This window comes from Methanimicrococcus blatticola (assembly GCF_004363215.1).
In the GTDB taxonomy this organism is placed as follows: Archaea; Halobacteriota; Methanosarcinia; order Methanosarcinales; family Methanosarcinaceae; genus Methanimicrococcus; species Methanimicrococcus blatticola.
In genome coordinates this window covers 165,590-185,821 of record NZ_SNYS01000007.1, presented here as the reverse complement: position 1 = coordinate 185,821, position 20,232 = coordinate 165,590, and the positions used below count along the sequence as shown (strand labels likewise).

22 protein-coding genes and 3 tRNA genes are annotated in these 20,232 nt (G+C 42.6%); 19 read left to right on the top strand and 6 right to left on the bottom strand.

Annotated elements, in window-relative coordinates:
- Nucleotides 1–24: 24 nt before the first annotated feature.
- The 4 genes from C7391_RS04145 to rqcH form a co-directional block, all read right to left on the bottom strand.
- Complete coding sequence (locus C7391_RS04145; protein WP_133517292.1) at nt 25–351, bottom strand: hypothetical protein; 327 nt, start codon at nt 349–351, stop codon at nt 25–27.
- A 214-nt stretch (nt 352–565) separates the two neighbouring features.
- The gene (locus tag C7391_RS04140; RefSeq protein WP_133517291.1) at nt 566–1,633 is read right to left on the bottom strand and encodes an mRNA surveillance protein pelota; all 1,068 of its coding nucleotides are present in this window, start codon (nt 1,631–1,633) and stop codon (nt 566–568) included.
- 84 nt (nt 1,634–1,717) lie between these two features.
- Nucleotides 1,718–2,146, bottom strand: coding sequence for a VOC family protein (locus C7391_RS04135; RefSeq protein WP_133517352.1), 429 nt, complete (start codon nt 2,144–2,146; stop codon nt 1,718–1,720).
- Nucleotides 2,147–2,171: 25 nt separating this feature from the next.
- Nucleotides 2,172–4,382 (bottom strand): ribosome rescue protein RqcH, encoded by a 2,211-nt coding sequence (gene rqcH, locus C7391_RS04130; protein WP_133517290.1) that lies wholly within the window; start codon nt 4,380–4,382, stop codon nt 2,172–2,174.
- A gap of 115 nt (nt 4,383–4,497) precedes the next feature.
- Here rqcH and priS point away from each other — a divergent pair, with 115 nt between their 5' ends.
- The 4 genes from priS to C7391_RS04110 all read left to right on the top strand — a co-directional run bounded on the left by priS (nt 4,498) and on the right by C7391_RS04110 (nt 7,167).
- Nucleotides 4,498–5,727: a DNA primase catalytic subunit PriS gene (gene priS / locus C7391_RS04125; RefSeq protein WP_133517289.1), complete on the top strand. Its 1,230-nt coding sequence runs from the start codon at nt 4,498–4,500 to the stop codon at nt 5,725–5,727.
- Nucleotides 5,717–6,484 carry a DNA replication complex subunit Gins51 gene (locus tag C7391_RS04120; RefSeq protein WP_133517288.1) on the top strand — a complete coding sequence of 256 codons (768 nt, stop codon included), beginning with the start codon at nt 5,717–5,719 and terminating at the stop codon, nt 6,482–6,484. Before priS ends, C7391_RS04120 begins: the two co-directional genes overlap by 11 nt.
- Nucleotides 6,485–6,691: 207 nt before the next feature.
- Nucleotides 6,692–6,970, top strand: a complete 279-nt coding sequence (locus C7391_RS04115; protein ID WP_133517287.1) for a 50S ribosomal protein L44e — start codon at nt 6,692–6,694, stop codon at nt 6,968–6,970.
- Nucleotides 6,971–6,975: 5 nt separating this feature from the next.
- Nucleotides 6,976–7,167, top strand: coding sequence for a 30S ribosomal protein S27e (locus C7391_RS04110; protein ID WP_133517286.1), 192 nt, complete (start codon nt 6,976–6,978; stop codon nt 7,165–7,167).
- 801 nt (nt 7,168–7,968) lie between these two features.
- On the opposite strand, the gene C7391_RS04105 is transcribed toward C7391_RS04110, so the two are convergent.
- Nucleotides 7,969–8,553 (bottom strand): phosphatase PAP2 family protein, encoded by a 585-nt coding sequence (locus C7391_RS04105; RefSeq protein ID WP_133517285.1) that lies wholly within the window; start codon nt 8,551–8,553, stop codon nt 7,969–7,971.
- Nucleotides 8,554–8,931: 378 nt separating this feature from the next.
- Here C7391_RS04105 and C7391_RS04100 point away from each other — a divergent pair, with 378 nt between their 5' ends.
- The 4 genes from C7391_RS04100 to C7391_RS04085 all read left to right on the top strand — a co-directional run bounded on the left by C7391_RS04100 (nt 8,932) and on the right by C7391_RS04085 (nt 12,786).
- Nucleotides 8,932–9,720, top strand: coding sequence for a DUF655 domain-containing protein (locus C7391_RS04100; RefSeq protein ID WP_133517284.1), 789 nt, complete (start codon nt 8,932–8,934; stop codon nt 9,718–9,720).
- A gap of 271 nt (nt 9,721–9,991) precedes the next feature.
- Nucleotides 9,992–10,858: a 16S rRNA (adenine(1518)-N(6)/adenine(1519)-N(6))-dimethyltransferase RsmA gene (rsmA, locus tag C7391_RS04095; protein ID WP_133517283.1), complete on the top strand. Its 867-nt coding sequence runs from the start codon at nt 9,992–9,994 to the stop codon at nt 10,856–10,858.
- Nucleotides 10,859–10,884: 26 nt separating this feature from the next.
- The gene (locus C7391_RS04090) at nt 10,885–11,586 is read left to right on the top strand and encodes a HemK2/MTQ2 family protein methyltransferase (RefSeq protein ID WP_133517282.1); all 702 of its coding nucleotides are present in this window, start codon (nt 10,885–10,887) and stop codon (nt 11,584–11,586) included.
- 96 nt (nt 11,587–11,682) lie between these two features.
- On the top strand, nt 11,683–12,786 hold the full coding sequence (locus C7391_RS04085) for a DUF362 domain-containing protein (RefSeq protein ID WP_133517281.1): 1,104 nt from the start codon (nt 11,683–11,685) through the stop codon (nt 12,784–12,786).
- 89 nt (nt 12,787–12,875) lie between these two features.
- On the opposite strand, the gene C7391_RS04080 is transcribed toward C7391_RS04085, so the two are convergent.
- Nucleotides 12,876–13,136, bottom strand: a complete 261-nt coding sequence (locus C7391_RS04080; RefSeq protein WP_133517280.1) for a hypothetical protein — start codon at nt 13,134–13,136, stop codon at nt 12,876–12,878.
- Between the two features lie 308 nt (nt 13,137–13,444).
- On the opposite strand from C7391_RS04080, the gene C7391_RS04075 reads away from it, so the two are divergent.
- From C7391_RS04075 to C7391_RS04025, 11 genes are all read left to right on the top strand, one after another.
- Nucleotides 13,445–13,517, top strand: a tRNA-Asn gene (locus C7391_RS04075).
- Between the two features lie 178 nt (nt 13,518–13,695).
- A tRNA-Ile gene (locus C7391_RS04070) sits at nt 13,696–13,768 on the top strand.
- A gap of 136 nt (nt 13,769–13,904) precedes the next feature.
- Nucleotides 13,905–13,977, top strand: a tRNA-Asn gene (locus C7391_RS04065).
- 183 nt (nt 13,978–14,160) lie between these two features.
- The gene (locus C7391_RS04060; protein WP_133517279.1) at nt 14,161–14,700 is read left to right on the top strand and encodes a methylated-DNA--[protein]-cysteine S-methyltransferase; all 540 of its coding nucleotides are present in this window, start codon (nt 14,161–14,163) and stop codon (nt 14,698–14,700) included.
- Between the two features lie 220 nt (nt 14,701–14,920).
- Nucleotides 14,921–15,847, top strand: a complete 927-nt coding sequence (locus tag C7391_RS04055; RefSeq protein WP_133517278.1) for an aldolase — start codon at nt 14,921–14,923, stop codon at nt 15,845–15,847.
- Between the two features lie 192 nt (nt 15,848–16,039).
- Nucleotides 16,040–16,972: a hypothetical protein gene (locus tag C7391_RS04050; protein WP_133517277.1), complete on the top strand. Its 933-nt coding sequence runs from the start codon at nt 16,040–16,042 to the stop codon at nt 16,970–16,972.
- Between the two features lie 598 nt (nt 16,973–17,570).
- The gene (gene rpl7ae / locus C7391_RS04045; protein ID WP_133517276.1) at nt 17,571–17,933 is read left to right on the top strand and encodes a 50S ribosomal protein L7Ae; all 363 of its coding nucleotides are present in this window, start codon (nt 17,571–17,573) and stop codon (nt 17,931–17,933) included.
- Between the two features lie 32 nt (nt 17,934–17,965).
- Nucleotides 17,966–18,190, top strand: a complete 225-nt coding sequence (locus C7391_RS04040) for a 30S ribosomal protein S28e (protein WP_133517275.1) — start codon at nt 17,966–17,968, stop codon at nt 18,188–18,190.
- A 13-nt stretch (nt 18,191–18,203) separates the two neighbouring features.
- Complete coding sequence (locus C7391_RS04035; protein ID WP_133517274.1) at nt 18,204–18,392, top strand: 50S ribosomal protein L24e; 189 nt, start codon at nt 18,204–18,206, stop codon at nt 18,390–18,392.
- 78 nt (nt 18,393–18,470) lie between these two features.
- A complete protein-coding gene (gene ndk, locus C7391_RS04030; protein WP_133517273.1) occupies nt 18,471–18,920 on the top strand; it encodes a nucleoside-diphosphate kinase in 450 nt (149 codons plus the stop codon).
- A gap of 233 nt (nt 18,921–19,153) precedes the next feature.
- On the top strand, nt 19,154–19,924 hold the full coding sequence (locus C7391_RS04025) for an SDR family oxidoreductase (protein WP_133517272.1): 771 nt from the start codon (nt 19,154–19,156) through the stop codon (nt 19,922–19,924).
- Nucleotides 19,925–20,232: the final 308 nt, after the last annotated feature.

Sequence of the window (20,232 nt, the reverse complement as noted above, 5' to 3'; positions counted from 1 at the left end):
ATTTTTAAAACACGGGTTCTTTTTTCATATTTTTAAAATTGCGGCACTCGCGCGCGGCGAAGCGGCTCCGATGTGCAAGACAGCAATGCAAACGGCAAGGTAACCGCGCAACGCAAACGGCAAGGTAACAACGCAACGCAAACGGCAGGTAACAGCGCAACGCAAACGGCAGGTAACAGCGCAACGCAAACGGCAAGGTAACAGCAGCCACGTTCGCGTCAGCGAACGGATGTGATAAGAATGAGCAGATGCAACGCAACACGCCGACACAACGCTGAATGCAGCACGCCAACACAACGCAGCACACCAACACAACGCAGCACACCAACACAATGCTACACGCTGATGCATGCAGTAATCGAATTTCTTCAATAACATAAGATATCAAAATTAAATATTGACAAAATCTGGTTTCATTTTTGCCGTATCGGCTGAGTACGAATCCGCAAATTTCCAATTCCTCTCTGCGCTTCGCTCCGATCGGAATTGAAAATTAGCGGTGGTTGTTTCGGGTTTACTTATTTCCAAAAAAGTATTTTCGTTTTTAATTTTTAAAAATCGTGACTCATTGCGCCAATTTATATCTTAAAATCGCCGCGATGCCGCCGAGTGAATTCAATTTCTGTCCCGGCTCAAATTCCGTGCTGAAGACAATGATTTTTCCTTGTCCCGCTTCAGTGTCTTTCATCATTTTTTCAATCGATAAATCGGATGCGCTGTTCGCTGTTTCTCTTTCTTCGCGCAGTTTTTCATCGGCGACGAGTAGTGTTTCAACGGCACCGTAATCAATGGCGGTTTTGACTTCTGCCGGGCCGTACGCGGCTTTGCCGTCGATTGCGATTTCTTTGAGCAATTCATCCATCATTGCGGCTTCACGAGAAAGGCGTGACTCCTGCATGATTTTATCAATGGAACCTTTTTTCAGGACTTCCAAAAAGCCGGGAATCCCGATCATTGTGCTGTCTTCAACCGCTGTTTTAGACGCAATTTCCGGATACGCTTTCTTGAAATAATCCATGAAATCATCTTTCGTAAAACCAGGGCCGCAGACAACGATTGCCGCGCTTTCATCATATACAAAATTCAATTGTTCGCCGATTTCTTTAAAGAAAACATCGCGAAGCCCGTTTTCTCTTTTTCCGGAAGACTGGCGAATGTGAGAATACGGTTCAATGCCGTAATGACGTACCAAACCGATGTCGGCATCGCCTTCTTCAATGCCTGCAATAATGACGGACGGACGTTTGCCGGCAATTTCCGCTTCCTTAATACGCTCAAGCTGGTCGTTTTTCCATTCATTCTTAATAATTGAGAGATTCATGCCTTCTTCAATGTTGAGCGTGTGATGCATTCCGGTATCCATGCCGTGCTCAATCACGCCTTGAATACGCAAGCGGTTCGCGAATTTGTGAAACTCGACTTTTTCAACGCGAATGCCGAGGCGAACCGTTACCTTTTCCAGTTTTTCCGGGCGAATCTTATCACTCGCGCCTTCCGGCTTTCTTTTGGTGAGTGCGAAAATCAAATCATTCGGATCGATAATGTATTTCAAGTGCCAAAGATCCTCTAACGTCTCCGCTAACAGCGCGATTTCGCCGCTTCGGCCTTTCAGATCTTTTTTTAACACTTTCATTTTCAATCCGCCCGTTTTGTTTTATCTGTTATTTTTGCTAAGTTTTACTGAGATTTTGCTAAGTTTTTGCTTAATACTGCAAAATTATTTCATGTTTTCCATCGCTTTCACCCGGTCTTCATAACTGACTTCTTTTACAATTTGATGAAGCATCCAAACAGTTCCAAACGCATCTGAAAACATCGCGTTGATAACGCCCATTTCTTCCATCTCTGTCATCGGCTGAATGACCGTACAACCCGCATCCGTTGCTTTTTTGAACGTTTCTGCAATATCGGGCACAATAATATTGAACCAAATGGCTTTCGTCTCTTCCGGTTTCGCGGCGATCATGCCGTATGCGGGATTTTCGTCCAACAAATGAAAACGTGTGCCGTAAATCGTGAAAACGGCTTCATTTAATCCTTTTTCAAGGTCTGTTGCCTCAATCCTTTGGACTTCAAAAATCTTTTCGTATAATTCCAACGCTTTGAGGCTGTCAGAGACAATCATATCAATTTCAACGCCGATCATTGTTTTCAATCCCTTCTCTTTCCTTTTATTCTTCAGATTCTTTTTTCGCTTTTACACCGTCAGGTCCTTTTCTGATATCTGACTCACCCGGCGGCATGACCATCGCAATTAAATCAGGCGATGCAATCTGTTTCAAAAATTTCTGATCAGGGAAAACATCGGTATAAAGGCGGTACATCTTTTTCGACAAATCGTTTTGATTGAATTTTCCGGGAATCACTTCGCAAACGTATGTGCCGTTTTTCGTGACGGCTGAAATCGGGCCGCCGATGACGCGCGTCTCGGCTTTTAACTCTAAGCCGACGGCGAGTTCAAGCATCACGTCTTCAAAGTAGCGGCGCTCCCCTCTGATGATAAACGATCCTTTCGGGACGTATTCGCCTGATTCCGGCGTTTTTGACACCTGGTCGCCTTTGACCATGTAACAATCGCCGGATGCGTTGCCGCCTTTCCAGAGTGTGGAGTGGGAAACGGCAAACGTTGCGGCTTCAAAGAGCGTTGTTTCAGGCACTTCCTTTCCTTCCGTTTTAATGACGGTGAGCGGCGCGCCGGGGTGTTGGGTGTGGAAAACGAAGTCGCGTTTTTCCATGTATTTTTTGAAAATTTCTTCGTTGGAATCGGAATCTCTGCCGCCGACAACCAAAAATCCGTCAGAGGATGTGAACCACTTGAAGCGGTCGTACCAATGCTTTTTTCGTTTGAGGACAAAGTCGGTGCCTTTGGATTTATCTTCCTTCTTCTCTTTTTCTTTCTTTTCAATAATCGCTTGCGTGTCGGCGAGTGCTTTGATGGCACCGTCTTTCTTTTTCTCAAACTTTTTCGCCTGGTCGTAATAGACATTGGCGTTTTGCGGAATTGTTTTTCGAATGTCAAGAACGGCTTTGTAGTCCGTCAAATCCACCGTCACGGAGGCGTCTGCCGGCTGAATGGAAACAATCGCTTTGGCGGCTTCGTTTGAATTTTCCTTTTTGGCGCCTTCAATGATTTTCTTGATTTCATCCCAGGAGCGACCACTGTCACGCGCGCCGTTGAGAACATTTAAAATCGACTCGACAAAAGCGTAATTGGAATAAATCGACTCGGCGATTTTCGTATTCTTTTCAATCTCACGATCAAATTTTTCAATCGTTTCCGTCTGCTGTTTCAAGCGGCGCTCGTAAATCCCGAGTTTTTTATCCTGCTTGATTTCTTCCTTTTTCACTTCAACTTCTTTGAGCGCCGCTTTTCCGAATGCTTCATCCAACGCCTCCGAGAATGTTTTGAATTCGACAAAAGGCAAACCTTTATGCTGCGCCAAATTGAGTGCCACAACATCGGCAATCTCCATTCCGGGCGGCAGCGTGAAGGCAGGTGCCGGCTCGGCGGTGTTGCCGTCTGCTGCCGTATCGCTGCCTGCTGCCGTGCCGTTGTCTGCCGGCGCGTCGGCCGCAACAGATACCGCTCCCCCATTTCCTTTATTCGAATTTGAATCAGTTTTCCCGTTCTCTTTCTTTTCCTTTAAAATCAGTCTCGGACTGAAACTGCTTTTTCGAATCGGGTCAAGCATTTCATTAATCGTATCATAAATAATTTGAATTTCGTCATCCGTTAATTCGGCGGCCGGTTTTGTTTTATCAACACTGCATCTCTTGAAAACTTCTTCCGAATAAAGGCCGCCGAGATTGAATTGATTGGCAAGCGTTCGAATCGCGTCTCTGTCGGACGCTGAAAGAATTTCTTTCATTTCTTCAACGCTTGTTTTCATCGGATTGATTTGATTTTTCGGCAGTTCGTAAATTTCGCCCGAGCGAATGCGGCGCTCTTTAAACGTGACCGGCTTCATCGGGAGGATGATTTTTCCTTCTTTGTCGGTCAAAATGATGTTTCCTTTGGAAAAAAGCTCGGCAATCAGAATGCTTTCTTCACCGCCGCGCAGAAGTCCGATTTTGATAATTCTGTCAAATTCGTGCTGTTCGATTGAGATAATTCTGGCACCCATGATGTATTTTCGAAGAAGCATCGGAAAGCTTTGCGCGACTTTCGGCGATTCTTTCAGATATTTGCTCATATGCAGGCGTCTGCCGCTTTCGATAATTAAATTATCTCGGCCGCGGTTTCTGGCAAATAAGTTAATCCGGATCTCATTTTCATCCGGCTGGTAAATCTTTTCGATCTTCGCGTCGAGAAGAGTTGTTTCTCCGGTTGTTAATTCCGCAACAATCGCGGCCACATCCGCGCTCGTCATTTCTTGTTTCATTGAAAGATATATAATAACAAAATGTCTATAAATATTATCGACATTCAGAGTTTCTAAATCTGAATTTTATTTCTATTATCTCTGAATTCTATTGTTTTATCAAACCGGTGTGAAAATGGACGAGCTGACAAAGCGTTTCTTAAAGGCGAAATTTCAAGCGCATTATAAAAATTTAAATCTCCAGCTTCCGCCCTCTTTCACGTCGCGGGAATGGGGATTTATTTCATTTGACCCGATGCCCGATGTCATTATGAAACGCCACAAATATTTCGGCTCTTTCAATGAAGTTTCCGAATATTTAATCGGCATGGCACCGGCGCATGTTTATTATTCTGTTGCTTATTACGATATGCCGGGCGCGCCGCGCATGGATCAAAAAGGGTGGAAAGGCGCGGATCTGATTTTCGATTTGGATGCCGATCACTTGCCGGGCGCGAAAATGACGTATTCCGATATGCTGGATCACGTGAAAGCGGAGTCGCTCAAGCTCGCCGATTTTTTAACGGATGATTTCGGGTTTTCCGAAGACAACATCGAACTCGTCTTTTCCGGCGGCCGCGGTTATCACTTCCACGTTTACGATGACAAAATCTCTCAACTGGACAGTGCCGAGCGCCGTGAAATTGTGAATTACATCAGCGGGCGCGATTTGGATTTCAAATTCTTCTTTAAAGAAGTCGCAATGGTCGGCGATACCGGCTCGGGTTCTAAAGAATTCATGGGCAAGCGCGGCAAAATTCCGACGAAATGGGTTTTGGAAGGGTATGAAAACGGCTGGGGCAAACGCATCGCCGGATATGTCGTTGATTATTTGAAAACTGAAGCTGAGAAAGGAAAAGACAATCCTAAGGAAATGTTTAAAGACTTAAAGGAGAATAAAATAGCAGGTGATGCCACTTTAAAAAAGCTGGCAGGGTTTGCATCGGATGAGTCTTTGCTTTCCGAAATCACAGACAAAGGACGATTGGATTTTCCCGTCAAAGATTTTAAAGGAATTATTGAGTATATCATTCAAAAAACCGTCGCGGAATTCGGTGTCGATGCCGGCGCCAGTGTTGACGAGCCGGTGACGGGTGACATTAAGAGACTGATTCGTTTCCCGGGATCGCTTCACGGCGGCTCGGGCTTTGAAGTGCAGACACTGAAATTCGATCAGCTGCCTGATTATAATCCGCTAACGAATTCGCTGGCGTTTGATGACAAACCGACAAAGGTTCGAATTCAGCGTCCGTTTTCGTTCCTGCTCAACGGACAGGAATTTTCCGTGGTCGAAGGGAAGGAAGAACTTCCCGAATACGCCGCTGTATACTTGATGTGCAGGGGAGTTGCAAATTATGGATATTGATAAAACGCTTGAAGAGGTTAAACAAACGGTTCGCAGGGAGAAGGCCCGCGATTTGAAACCTATTCCGTCAGATTTCTATTCGACGGCGACAGCAGCCGCTAAAGAACTGGAATCCGAAATGGTAAAAATCGGTCGCCCGAGGTCTGTTGAATACAAGATGCTGGAAGACGAACTTTCCGGTCTTGTCACGGATGTTGAAACCGTTTTCATGAAGCGCGCCGGCAAAGTGGTGGAACGCGCAACGTCAGGCGCTTTTACGAATTCTAAAAATATTCTTTTGAAAAAAGATGTCGACAAATTATTGCCGGCGGAACAGGAACTTTATGAAGATGTTCTTCGCGCAATTTTAAAAGCGCGCACCGCATTGATTGCTGATTTGGTAGATGCGGACAAAGAGGAATCGGAAAAACCCGTTTTTAAAACCGAATCAAAAGGTCAGATGCCGATTCAAAAGAGTGAGCCGAAATCTCAGCCAAAGTCGGAGGAACCGCCCGCCAAAGAGACAGCCGTTTCTGACAGGCCTGCCGCACCCACCACAAATCAGGCACCTGCATCTTCCGCAAATGTTATAAATGAGAATTACGTTTTTGTCCGAATATTAAAGGATTTACCTGAATTTATGGGCGAAGATAAGCGTACTTATCAGTTAAAAGCGCAGGATGAGGTCGAATTGCCGGCCGCGAATGCGAATTTGCTGATTAAACGCGGTGTCGCTCAAGGTATAACCGGCAGTTCCGAAGGCAATCCTGAGTCCTGATGTTGCGGGAATGAATTATTCATTTTCTGCATCTTATGTCTTGACCGGGATGTGCGTCCCGATATTTATTGTGAGAAACGGCGTACTGATTCGTTCAGAAGCGCGCGACCGATGATGTCATTCCGGCAACGGATCCTTTTGTACTTTATTTGAATTCGGCGGGGCTTATCCCGTTGGATGTTATTAAGGAATCGCAGGTGAAACATCATGAAGATGCCCAAGACCATTAAAACATATTGCCCGTTCTGCAAAAAGCACACGGAAATCTCTTTGGAGAGAGTTAAGAAAGGCAAAGCCTCCTCTCTTACAATGATTGCCAGACAAAAGAAAAGACAGACCGGTATCGGTAACGCCGGTAAATTCTCTAAGGTTCCCGGCGGCGACAAACCGACCAAGAAAGTTGCATTGAAATACAGATGTAACGAGTGCAAAAAAGCACACCAGAGAAAAGGCTTCAGAGCAAAGAAATTCGAATTCGTGGAGTGAGCACAATGGCAGCAGATTATACAAACAAACCCAAAAGCAGATTCTTGCGCGTGAAATGCAACGACTGTGAAAATGAACAGATTATCTTCGGCAGTGCCAGCAGAAAGGTCGTCTGCAACGTTTGCGGCAGAACCTTATCCGAAAGCACCGGCGGTAAATCTAACATTACCACCCACATTCTTGAAGTTCTCGAATAATTCGAGACTTCTTTTTCATTCTTTTTACTTTTCATTTCTTTTTTATTTTATTAAAATCTGAAAGCGGATGCTTTCGTTTTTTATTTCTGTTATGATTTTTGTAAATTGGCTAAATTGTAAATTAATCAAATTATTCGTGGAATCGAGTTTAGCGACGGCGGGGAATAACCTGCAATTTTCAATTTCATTCGCTCCGCTCATGAAATTTCAATTGCGGTCGTATTTGAACTTTTCATCAAATTAAAACAAAAACCAAACATCGTTTTTCATTTTTTTTCAATAAATCCGAACGCCCGATAAAATCCGAAATGAAATGCCGATTTTTGAGTTTAAGATTTAATCGGCGTTCATTTTTTATTAATTTTCAAAAAAAGCGATGTTTGGGTTTTAGCAATATAATTGAAAAACCAAAACAACCGCCTCCAACGACGCGTTTCACGAGCGTTAGCGAGTGAAAGAAGGAGTTGGAGATTCGTCCCATTCGTTGAATAAACAACAGATTCTGTCGGATTTAATTGATTAAATTGGCTAGATTTTAAATTGACTAAATCGTAAATTGGCTAAATTGTAATTGACTAAATTATTTGTCGAATCGGGTTTATCAACGGCGGGGAATAATCCGCAATTCTTCAATTTTACTCGCTTCGCTCGTAAAATCTTGAATTGCGGTCGTTTGTGAGATTTTCTTCAAATTAAACAAAACCAAAATCCGTTTTTGTTTATTTTATCAAACCTGAACGCCCGTTAAAACCCAAAACAAATAGTTGGTTTATTTTTTAGGGTTTAATCGGCGTTCGGTTTTTATTTTTCAAAAAACGGGATTTTCAATTTTTCATTTTCCATTCTTTGAATTATTTTTTGATAGAAATATATTACAAAAACAGCCGACATGATCCCAATCAGCGCGCCTGCCACAACATCTGACGGGTAGTGGACTAATAAATAAATTCGGGAAAGTCCCGCGAGGCATGCTAAAAATAAAGCGGGAATCGCCCATTTTTTGAAATATCGGGCGACAACCGTCGCGGTTGTAAATGCCGTTGCGGTGTGACCGGACGGGAACGAAACGGTCGGATCTGTTCGAATCAGCATGTCCGCTGCTGTTAAACCGAGTTCAATGTAAGGCCTCGGGCGGTCGATGATTTCTTTTATGATCCATGTGATGCCGGCACTGAGTAAAACGGCTGAAAATAAAATGAATGTTATCGGGCGGGTTTCCTTTTTCATCCAAAAAAAGAGGCAGAGAAAAAGCGCGCCGAGGCGAAGGCTTCCTGCATAAGAAAAAAGGACGGCGACCGTGTCTATAAATGAAATTCCGCCGGTCTGGTAAATTTGAAGAATTATGTAAAAATCAAAGGATTGAATGAGTTGAATAAGTTCGAACATATTTTTTACCGTTTATTCTCTTTTAATATCCTTTTTACTTTTTTTAATCTCTTTTTCTTTCTTTACTGTTTGTTTCTTTTTCTTTTATATGAGTCTCCTATTTATATTTGAAGTGAATAAATAGAATCATTATTGAGTTAGACATATCTTATAAAAAATAAAAATCGGAATCCGATCGTGAATCGGGTTTCGATCGAGGGCATATGCTTATTTGATTATTAAACAACACAAGGTGTTAACTATATAAACAACTGAATAAAAATTAGAATTGTATTTGAACAAATCCGAGATGATTTATAACTTATAAAGAGTGACCAGTGTCAATCATCGGCACATTTGAAACCGTCATCTCAATCACAATAACGGAGAGTATATATTATGACTGATGAAATCCCGAACAGACCGAGAGCAGATCCCACGTTTGAGCACAGACGCCATGGCGACCGCAAGCAAGAGAGCGGACGCGATGACCGCGAAGAATGGGTTTGGGTTTTGGATTATCTCCCGTACGGCAGAGAAACGGATAACCGTCCCGTTTACCAAAAAAAGCCGCTCATTCACGCACTCGGCGACAACAAACTCATTTTGATGGAACTCATTCCGATTGAAGGCAAAATCCCGCCGGTCCATATTAAAACACATATCGGCGGAAGAGACGAAGAGTATGTCGAACGCGTCAAATCACGCATTCCTTACGATGATCTTTCCAACGGCGCAAAAATGGAACTGCCGCTGGTTTTAGAAGACTATGTGATTGCCAACGAAGAACGTTTCATTCAGTTTTTCAGCAAAGCAGCACCGCTTTCCATGCGTCAGAACAGTTTGGAATTGCTTCCCGGTGTCGGTAAAAAATTGATGCTGGATGTTTTGGAAGAATCCAAAAAAGGACCGTTTGAAGGATTCGCCGACTTAAAAACCCGTGTTCCGGCACTTCATAATCCTGAAAAATTGATTGTTCAGCGCATTATTGAAGAAATGAAAGGCGATCAAAAATACTACGTCTTTGCAGCTCAGCCGTCTCGCGCGCTGACACAGCCGCACGAAGAAGGCGGTCGTTCGCACGGTCACGGTAACCGCGACAACAGGCATGGCAGCAACCACGGTGGCGGGCATGGCGGCGGGCGCGACGGCGGCAACCGCAGCGGCGGTTACGGCAGAAGAGATTAATTTCAATTCCCAACAACATCAAAAATATTAAAAACAACAATAAACAACGGGTGATTTTCACCCGTTTTCTTTTTATTTTGATCTCTTTTATTTCTGTTTTTAAAATTCAAAAGTTTAATCAAAATTATTCAGAATTATAATCAAAATTTCAAATTTATTTTAAAATTTCCATATCATTTTAAAATTTCAAATTCATTTTAAAATATCAAAATAAAATATCAAAATAAAATATCAAAGTTAACATTTTTAAAATATCAAAACGAGATGTATTATGGTTTATCAAATTCTCAAAGAATACGGCGTCAAAGGCGGCAAAATGGATCAGCATTTCTTAACGGATGCCGCTGCGTTAGATGAAATTGTTGACGCTGCTCAACTGGAACCGTCCGATATTGTTCTTGAAATCGGCGGCGGCATCGGTAATCTCAGTGAACGGATTGCGCCGCGCGTTTCCAAACTCATTATCATTGAACTCGACCCTCAAATGGTCAGCGTTCTCAAATCACGCCTTTCCGTCTACGAAAATATTGAAATCATCCAAGGAAACGTCATGGATATCGATTTATCAAATCTGCCGTTCAATAAAATCGTTGCCAACCTGCCGTATTCAATTTCTTCTGACATCACGTTGAAGTTTCTGAAACACGATTTCGATCTCGCTGTTCTCATGTATCAATACGAATTCGCGCAGCGTTTAACAGCGGAACCCGGTGGCAAAGAATACGGGCGTCTCTCCGTTCATGTCCAATACAAAACAGACGCGTCTTTGATTTTGAAAGTTCCGAAAGAATCTTTTGAGCCCGCGCCGAAAGTGGATTCCGCAGTCATTCTCCTTAAGCCGAGGCCGGCTGCTTATTCGGTTGACGATGAAATATTCTTTTTCTCGGTCACGAAAGCATTGTTCAGCCAGCGCCGGAAGAAAATCAAAAATACACTTCTCGGAAGTCCGCTGAAAACAGAAATGCCGAATCTGAAAGACATTTTAGAAACAATGTATGAGCAGCCGTTTGCAAACGATGCCGTTTCTGAATCACTTCAAGATAAAACCGTCGGCGATATTTTATCCATGCGCGCCGAAGAATTGTCGCCGGCAGACATCGCACATTTTTCAAATATGCTTTACCGCCAAAAATCATAAAATCAAGAGGGGGGGTCGGAATTCGAATGACTCAAAACACTGCCGCGTGTCAGCCCGTTATTGTTACAAAAACGGAATACAAAGGAACAAAAGTTGTTGTTTTGGAAGACGTTTACGAACCCGCCGAAGATACTTTTTTGATGGCGGAATGTGCCGTTTCTGAATTTTCAAAATTTCAAACTGTTAATAAATCAAATGTGGTCGGCAGGGAATCGTCTGATAAATTGAATGAAAACGGCAACGAAAATTTTGTATTAGAAGTCGGCTGCGGGTCCGGGTTTGTTTCCGCATTTCTTCAAAACAATATTCCTGATTTGCATCTGACGGCAGTTGACATTAATCCGGCTGCTGTCCTCTGCGCTCAAATGAACGGCGTTCGCGCGATTGAATCCGATATGTTTGAAATTTTTGAAAAACAGCCGCTCGGTTTTGATATGATTTTATTTAATCCGCCTTATTTGCCGACATCTGATGATGAAAAAGTGAGCGGCATGCTTAATTATGCATTTGACGGCGGAATTTCCGGGCGCGACAGCATTGACCGGTTTTTAAGTGAAGTCGGCGCTTATCTCAAAGACGGCGGTTTCTTTTTGCTTCTCATTTCGTCCATTACGGGATTGGATGAAGTTACAGCGGAAATGAAGAAAAACGGATTTTTTGCCGAAGTCGTCGGGACAGATAAGGTTTCTTTTGAAGAGCTGATCGTTTTGAAAGGAAAACGGCTTTAAGCTTTCTGTTCTTATTCTTTTTACTTTTATCTTTTTATTTTTATCATAATTTTTATCATTCTTTTAATCATTAATCATTATTCAGAGAGGGATATAATGGCATCAAAAGTTTACTTTACAAATTTCAGAGCGCGTCGAACATCTGACAGCAAAGTCTGTAAAATCAAACGTTTGTTCAAGGCAGCCGGTTTTGACGGTATGTTGTCAAAAGGCGATTTGACAGCCGTTAAACTTCATTTCGGTGAGCGCGGCAACGACGGTTACATCAATCCGGTTTTCGTCCGCGCCGTCACGGACAGCATTAAAAAAACAGGCGCGTCTCCATTCGTCACCGATACGAATACGCTTTACATCGGCTACCGCAGAAACGCGGCTGACCACATCGAAACCGCTCTTCTTCACGGTTTTAATTACGCGGCGCTCGGCGTTCCGGTCATTATCGCTGACGGGTTAAAGGGCGACAACGAAATTTCCGTTCCCGTAAATCTGAAAGAATTCAAAGAAGTCAAAATCGCAGCCGACATCGTCAACGCTGACGCTATGGTTGTTTTGACGCACTTCAAAGGACACATCATGTCCGGCTTCGGCGGCGCGGTGAAAAATTTGGCGATGGGATGCGCTTCTGTTCGCGGCAAATGGGAGCAGCATGAAGCGGCTCAGCCGGAAGTCAATCCCGACAAATGCACCTCCTGCGGCGCATGCATGGACGCTTGTCCGGCAAACTCAATTGAGATGACGGACAACGGCGCGCACATCATCGGCGCGACCTGTCTCAGCTGCGGTCATTGCATGATTTGTCCGGAAGACGCGATTTTCCATGACTGGGGTCGTGTGCCCGCATTCATCGACCGCATGACCGAATATGCTTACGGCGCCGTGAAAAATAAAAAAGGAAAAGTCTGTTACATGACTTTTGTAATGGACGTGACGCCCGATTGCGACTGCGCTTCCTGGAGTGACGCGCCGATTGTTCCCGACATCGGCATTTTGGCATCCGATGATCCGATTGCATTGGATCAAGCCTGTTATGATTTAGTCAACCAAAGCATTGGTTTTGAAAACAGCAAATTGAGGCACAATCACAATCCCGGTGAAGACAAATTCAAAGGCGTTTGGAAAGATGTCAACGGTTGGCGCCAAATCGAATACGGCGAAGAAATCGGACTCGGGACGCATGAATATGAATTGATTGAGGTTTGAGGAATAAAAACAAAAACTCAGACTTTATTTTTCTTTTTAAAAAAACGTGATTCCGTTTTCATTTTTTGTTAAAACGCAGGGTTCGTTTTTTATTTCTTTTTTAAATTTGTGCCGTTCGCGCGCGGCAGGTGTTGCCGCGGTAAACACAAATGGGAGGTAGCAGCGGCAACACAAACCGTAAGGTAGCGGCGGCAACACAAACCGTAAGGTAGCAGCGGCAACATAAACCGTAAGGTGGCAGCGGATCCGTTCGCGCAAGCGAACGGGTGTTCTAAGAAAGAGCAGACACACGCAGCAAAACAGATACACGCAGCAAAACAGACACGCAGCAAAACAGATACACGCAGCAAAACAGACACGCAGCAAGACTGAAACAAGAACAAAGCAAATGCGGGCAGCAAAATTTGAATAAAAAGCGTTTTTTCATTTTTGCTGTATCGGCTGGGTACGAATCCGCTAATTTCCGTTCCTCTCTTCGCTTCGCTCAGTTCGGAACGTAAATTAGCGGGCGGTTGCTTTGGGTTTTAAGTCTGAATTTAAAATGGTTTTTGTTTTTTGTTTTTTGTTTTTTGATTCTTTTTCCAATTGAATACGCTTTCTTTTTTCAAAATGTTTAAATATAATCGGACGCTTTGAATATTTCGCTTCAAGAACGTGAGCCGCCTTAACTCAGATGGTAGAGTGTCTGGCTGTTAACCAGAATGTCACAGGTTCGAGCCCTGTAGGCGGCGCTTCGTGTTTTAATATATTTTCGTTATTCTTTCATTATTTTTAATTTTATTATGATTTATGATGAATTTGTTTGTTTCAAATCATTTTTAAAAATTTTTTAAAAATTCTGCTCAGTTTTTCGAAAGTATTTTAATGTCAAAACGCTATCCAATGTATTGTTTTAATACGTTGCAACACGGGCCTGTAACTCAGCGGTTAGAGTGCTCGGCTCATAACCGAGCGGTCACTGGTTCAAATCCTGTCAGGCCCACTCAAAAACCTTATATACTCATAATGAAATGTATGAATTATAACTGTTGGTAATACAACGTTTATCCGAAAACAAATTCAAACCAATTCGGTCATAAAATTTATATACAATACAACAATCTTTCAAATCGGCTTATGCCGCCTTAACTCAGATGGTAGAGTGTCTGGCTGTTAACCAGAATGTCACAGGTTCGAGCCCTGTAGGCGGCGCTTATTCTTTCTTTTTTAAAATTTATCTCCCTCTTAGATGATTTTGTCTTCTTCTGCAAATGATTTTTCATCCTCTCTTTATTGATCTTATTTTATTTCCATAACTGATCTGCCTTTTTTTATAAATACAACAAACTATAAACTTTGCAAAACATTGTCAAATATTCAATAAGGAAGAAAAATATGTTTTATTCAGCGCAATACCCCTCCCCCTTCGGTTTAATTACGCTTGCAAGCGACGGTGATCATTTAATCGGTTTATGGATTGAAGGACAAAAATATTTTGCCGGAACCGTGACGGAAGAATTGATTGAAAATCCGGATTTGCCGGTATTTGCCGCTGCCCGAAATTGGCTGGACAAATATTTTGCCGGTCAAAAACCGTTCGTCTCCGAATTACCGTTATCTCCTCAAGGCACGCCGTTTCGTCAGGCGGTATGGGATGTTTTGTGTGAAATTCCGTACGGCGAAGTCATGACTTACGGCGAAATCGGAAAAATTGTTGCCGTCCGCATGAATAAAGCAAGCATGTCGGGGCAGGCAATCGGGGGCGCAGTGGGTCATAATCCCATCTCGATTATTATTCCCTGCCACCGCGTTGTCGGATCAAACGGCAGCCTGACAGGATACGCCGGCGGCATTGATAAAAAAATTAAATTGCTTGAACATGAATCCGTTGATATGTCTCATTTGTTTGTGCCCGACAAAAGCACGGCGCCTTAAACGCTTCCGTGGCTTTAATTCAGCAGCTTTCGGCAGTTTTAATTCAACAGCTTTCATCAATTTTAATAATGTTTAATCTTTGTCGTTTGAAATAAATTTGGATTTATCGGCGGCGCTTCTCTTTTATTCTTTTTTCCAAAACCTTAATAATCTAATCTTCCTTTAGTCCATATCTCAAAATTTTCTATTTCTATTTCGATTCTTAGACTTGAGGTTGAAGATGTTTATGATAACAGAGAAAGACGTTTTAGTTCCGTTAGATGTGCTCGCTGATTTTCGTGATGATTATATCGCCAATTATCTCCGCGCAACACAAAACACAGGCCGTTTAATGCTTTTTGCAGGCGACCAGAAAATTGAACACTTAAACGATGACTTTTACGGCGATGATATTCCCGCAGAAGACAACGATCCCGAACACTTATTCAGAATCGCGCAAAATGCCGAAATCGGTGTTTTCGCAACGCAGCTCGGATTAATCGCACGCTACGGCATGGATTATCCCGACTTGGCCTATTTGGTCAAAATGAATTCTAAAACACATCTCGTCAAAACCTCACAAGCCGATCCTTACAGCGGTCAATTGTACAGCGTTGACCAGCTGATGGAATTTAAAGAAAACAGCGGCCTCAACATTGTCGGTGTCGGCTACACCATTTATCTCGGCAGCGAATATGAATCCGACATGCTTGCCGAAGCCGCGCAACTGATTTACGAATGCCACAGATTCGGTCTCCTCACCGTTTTATGGATTTATCCCCGCGGCCAAGCTGTGATTGATGAAAAAGACGCTCATCTCATCGCAGGCGCAACCGGCGTCGCTGCTTGTTTGAACTCTGATTTTGTTAAAGTCAACGCGCCGCGCTCAAAAGACGGACAGGACTCTGCGATTTTGCTCAAAGAAGCGGTTCAGGCAGCAGGCAGAACAAAAGTCGTCTGCGCCGGCGGATCCAACGCCGCTCCCGAAGATTTCTTAAGAGAATTGTACAAACAGTTAAACGTCAGCGGAGCCGCAGGAAACGCAACCGGCAGAAACATTCACCAAAAACCGTTGGATGAAGCTGTCCGCATGTGCAATGCCATCAACGCGCTGACCATCAAACGCGTTCCGATTGAAGAAGCCATTCAAATCTACAAAGGGGAATAATTCCCCCCTTTTTATTTTTCATCATTAACTCTTGTCGGAGTCTCTTTTTATTGTTTTTCACAAGTCAATATTTTTATAGGAGAAAAATGATTTTGCTGTATAGTTTACATGGGTGAAAGGTTTATTCAACTTGATTCGAGGCTTTCATTATTTTTCAAATTTTTCAAATTCATTTTTTATTAAGGTGTAATTATGCAAGAAGAAAAAAACAAATGGATTAAATTCGGTGCCATTTTCGCCATCCTTATCATGGTCGGCTCCGCCGTTTTTGTCGGAATTCTTTACGGCTGGGACAGTTTAACCGGCGACGATAACACAACAACAGAATATCCTTTCACAGATATTCCCGGAACGCACACAAATTTTACGTTTAAGAATGCAAAAGACGGCGCACAGCATGTCCCTGAAGGTGTTTTGAGCATTAATATTCTTAAAATCTACAGCAATGATACAATTGATCAAAAGGTTCAGGAAAATTTCCCGGGAGCCGTTTCTTCTAAAGTGATGACCGCTTCTTACCAAACCGGAATGTTGGAATATTATCCGGTTGAGAATGAAAGCAACGTCAGCATGGTCATCAACAACAGCAAACCGCAATACGATGATTATGAAGGATACAACATTGTCTTTATCAGCCCGTACCAGCGTGTTATTGCAGGCAGTCCGATTGTTATCGCTTCTTTCTTCAATTACACTGAAAACACTTTGGCCAAGAAAGCTGTTGACGTTTTCGAAGGCAAAGCGTCCGGTTCTACAAATTTGAACGACATTTTGGCTCACGCCGACGATACGGAAACCTATGATGAAATCATCGTTTACAAAGCAAATGACGGCAGCGACTATGACAAATATTATCAGCGCTCGTCCCAATATGTCAACACAACGACATTCACGCTTGCTTTCCAGTTGGAATCCATCATTCTCAACCCGAATGACGCCATGAAGCAGGATGTCCGCAATCTCGCGGCAAACGCGACTGAAGGTGTTGAATTCACCATCACCGAAGAAGGCAATGTCATGAAAACATATGTTGACGGTTCCGACTACACAACTTTCATGAAAGATACAAATGCTTTGTACCAGTTGATTTCCACTCATACAAAGCAGGCAAACAGCACCGCCTGATCGGATTTTATTAATATTTAATTTATTTTTGCTTTCCGTTCCGAAAGGAGCGGATTCTTTTTTGTTTTTATTTTTTGAAAAAGCGTAAGCTGTTTGATTTTTATTTTTGAAAAGTGTAAGCAATTTGATTTTTATTTTTGAAAAGTGTGAGCTGTTTGATTTTTATTTTTGAAAAGTGTGAGCTGTTTGATTTTTATTTTTGAAAAGTGTGAGCTGTTTGATTTTTATTTTTAAAAAGTGTAAGCGGTTTGTTTTTACTATTGAAAAATGAAGATATTTGGTATCATGATTAAACAAGAGTTTGATTAAACAAGAATTTAATTAAACAAGAATTTAAATGATTTAAAAAACAAAATCAGTTTTTCAGAAACCTTTATATCCGATATTTGCCTCTAAAATCTGTTTTAATCTGAGACTTGATTTCGATTACAGATGCTTAAATCAATTAAGCAAATTCAATTACGATTCAAGATTTTAGTCAATAAAACAACTATGAATAATGAAAGTTGGGAGTTGTTTTCTCTTTTTCGTTTTGTGCAGGCTTTGCCTCTCAAACGTTAATTCTGAAAAACTGCCGGCTTGAAGGAGATTGATTTATATGGCAATTGCAAAATTCGAAGCCCCTGAAGAACTTCAAAAGAGCGCATTAGAAGCTGTGGAAGCAGCAAGAGACGGCGGTAAAATTAAGAAAGGCACCAACGAAGCAACCAAAACCATCGAAAGAGGAACTGCAAAGCTCGTTGTCATTGCTGAAAACGTTGAACCCGTTGAAATCATTGCTCACCTCGGCCCGCTCTGTGAAGAAAAGGGTGCCGCATATATTTTCGTTAAAGAACAGAAAGACCTCGGTGCCGCATGCGGTCTCACCGTCGGCTGCGCCGCTGTCGCAATCACAGACGCAGGCAAAGCATCCGAATTGGTTGACGATGTCGCACAGAAGGCTGCCGCTCTCAAAAACTGATTTTAAGCGCAAGCAAATAGGAGAGATGAATTATGGCAGAAGAATTTAACAACGCAAACGGTTTTCCGGCCGAAGTGATTGAAATCATCGGAAACACCGGTATGCACGGTGAAGCCAGTCAGATCCAGTGCAAAATTTTAGAAGGTCGTGACAAAGGCCGTGTCATCACAAGAAACTGTGTCGGTCCTGTCCGCGTCGGCGATATTTTGATGTTGATTGAAACATCACGTGAAGCCAAGAAATTAAGCATGAGATAATCGGTGATTCAAAATGGAACAAAGAAAATGCAGTTTTTGCGGGAAAATGGTTGAACCCGGTACCGGTAAACTCTACGTCAAGAAAGACGGCGCAACATTTTTCTTATGCTCTTCCAAATGCCAAAACAATTTGACAATGGGAAGACTCCCGAGAAAAACAATCTGGACCGAAAAGGGCCGCGCCGAACAGAAGAGAAAGTAAGTCTTTGACTTATTTTCTGTTTTTTATTTTTATTTTTACTTATTCTATTAATTCTACATTCATGAATGGTGATTTTTTATGGAACAAACATATGTTATGATTAAACCCGACGGCGTTGCACGCGGTTTGATGGGCGAAGTTCTCGGCAGAATCGAGAAAAAAGGCCTTAAAATCGTCGGCATGAAGTTTGCCGTCATGGAAGAAGCCAAAGCCAAAGAGCACTATGCAGAACACGCCGAAAGACCGTTTTTCGCAGGTCTTGTCGAATTCATTACTTCCGCTCCGTCTTTGTCTTTGATCGTTGAAGGAAACGACTCTATCAAGATCATGCGTGCCATCAACGGCGCAACAAAACCCGCAGAAGCCGCACCCGGCACCATCCGCGGTGACTTTGCAGTCGACACCGGCAGAAATCTTGTCCACGCATCCGACTCCCCCGAGGCAGCAGCACGTGAAATCAAGATCCACTTCGGTGACTGCGCTCCCTTGACTTACAAGAGATGCGACGACGACTGTCTTTACGAATAATTTTTTTGATTTATTTGAGCTGAATTATTCGGCTCACTTTTTCGTTTTTATTTCTTTTTTTTGTTTCAGGCGGCTGCACGCGTGAGCAACATCATTTTTTTGAACTTGTCCCTAAATTTACCCCTAAATTTAATTGCCTGATTCTCTTTCTTTATTTGTCATTCTTTGCTTTTTAAAAATGCAAACTTATTTAATGTACCGTTTAATAATGATAAATTCGGAGGTTTATCATTATGAAAAACTATTTTGATCTGACAGGTAAAGTCGCGATTGTCACCGGCGCTTCCAGCGGTTTAGGCGTACAATTCGCAAACGCTTTAGGAAATCAGGGCGCAAAACTTGCTTTGGTTGCAAGAAGGGCTGATAAATTAGAAGACGTTAAAAAAGAATTGGAATCTAAAGGCATGGAAGTATTCACGCAGATTTGTGATGTGACCGATTCGGAATCCGTCAAAACAGCGGTTTCTGCAATCGTTGACCATTACGGAACGGTTGACATTTTGATAAACAATGCCGGTCTCGGAATCGGCGAGGCGGCAGACACGATGTCGGATGAGGTTTGGGACAGAATGATGAAGACCAACATCGACGGCGTTTATTTCTTTGCCCGCGAAGTCGGCAAAATAATGCGAAAGAACAAATACGGCAGAATCATCAATTTGGGATCAATCCATTCCAGAGTCGCCATGCCTTTCTCAAAAATGATGACGGCTTACGCGACCACAAAGGGCGCTGTTTTCATGATGACAAAAGCGCTTGCAAACGAATGGGCGCGTGAAGGAATTACCGTTAATGCCATCGGCCCTGCTTATTTCGAATCCGAAATGACAAGCGATATTTTGAAAGCAGAAGAATTTACAAAAATTTTGGATACATATTGTCCGATGGGCCGTGCCGGAAAAGCCGGCGAATTGGACGGCGCGATTATTTATTTCGCATCAGACGCGTCAACATACACAACCGGACAGCTGCTTAACATTGACGGCGGCTGGACTGCAATTTGATTTTTTAAATTTTTCAATGGGTGTTTAATGCCGGCTTGTTCCGGCATTTTAAATGCTTTCTTTTTTCAGCGTTTATTTTTCCTCTCTTTTTCCGCTCGTTTGCCTCTCATTTGCCTCTCATTTGTTTCTCATTTGCCTCTCATTTGCATTTTTATCTCAATGCCGTGAACAGTGACTTTTTTATATCGGAAAGCCGTTGCTGTTATTCTGTTTCAGTAATTCGATACGTTGCCGTTTCAAAGATTTTTATACTTCGAAGGCATACTTTATCGTATATTCCAAATTTCATTCAAATAGAGTTTTGATTT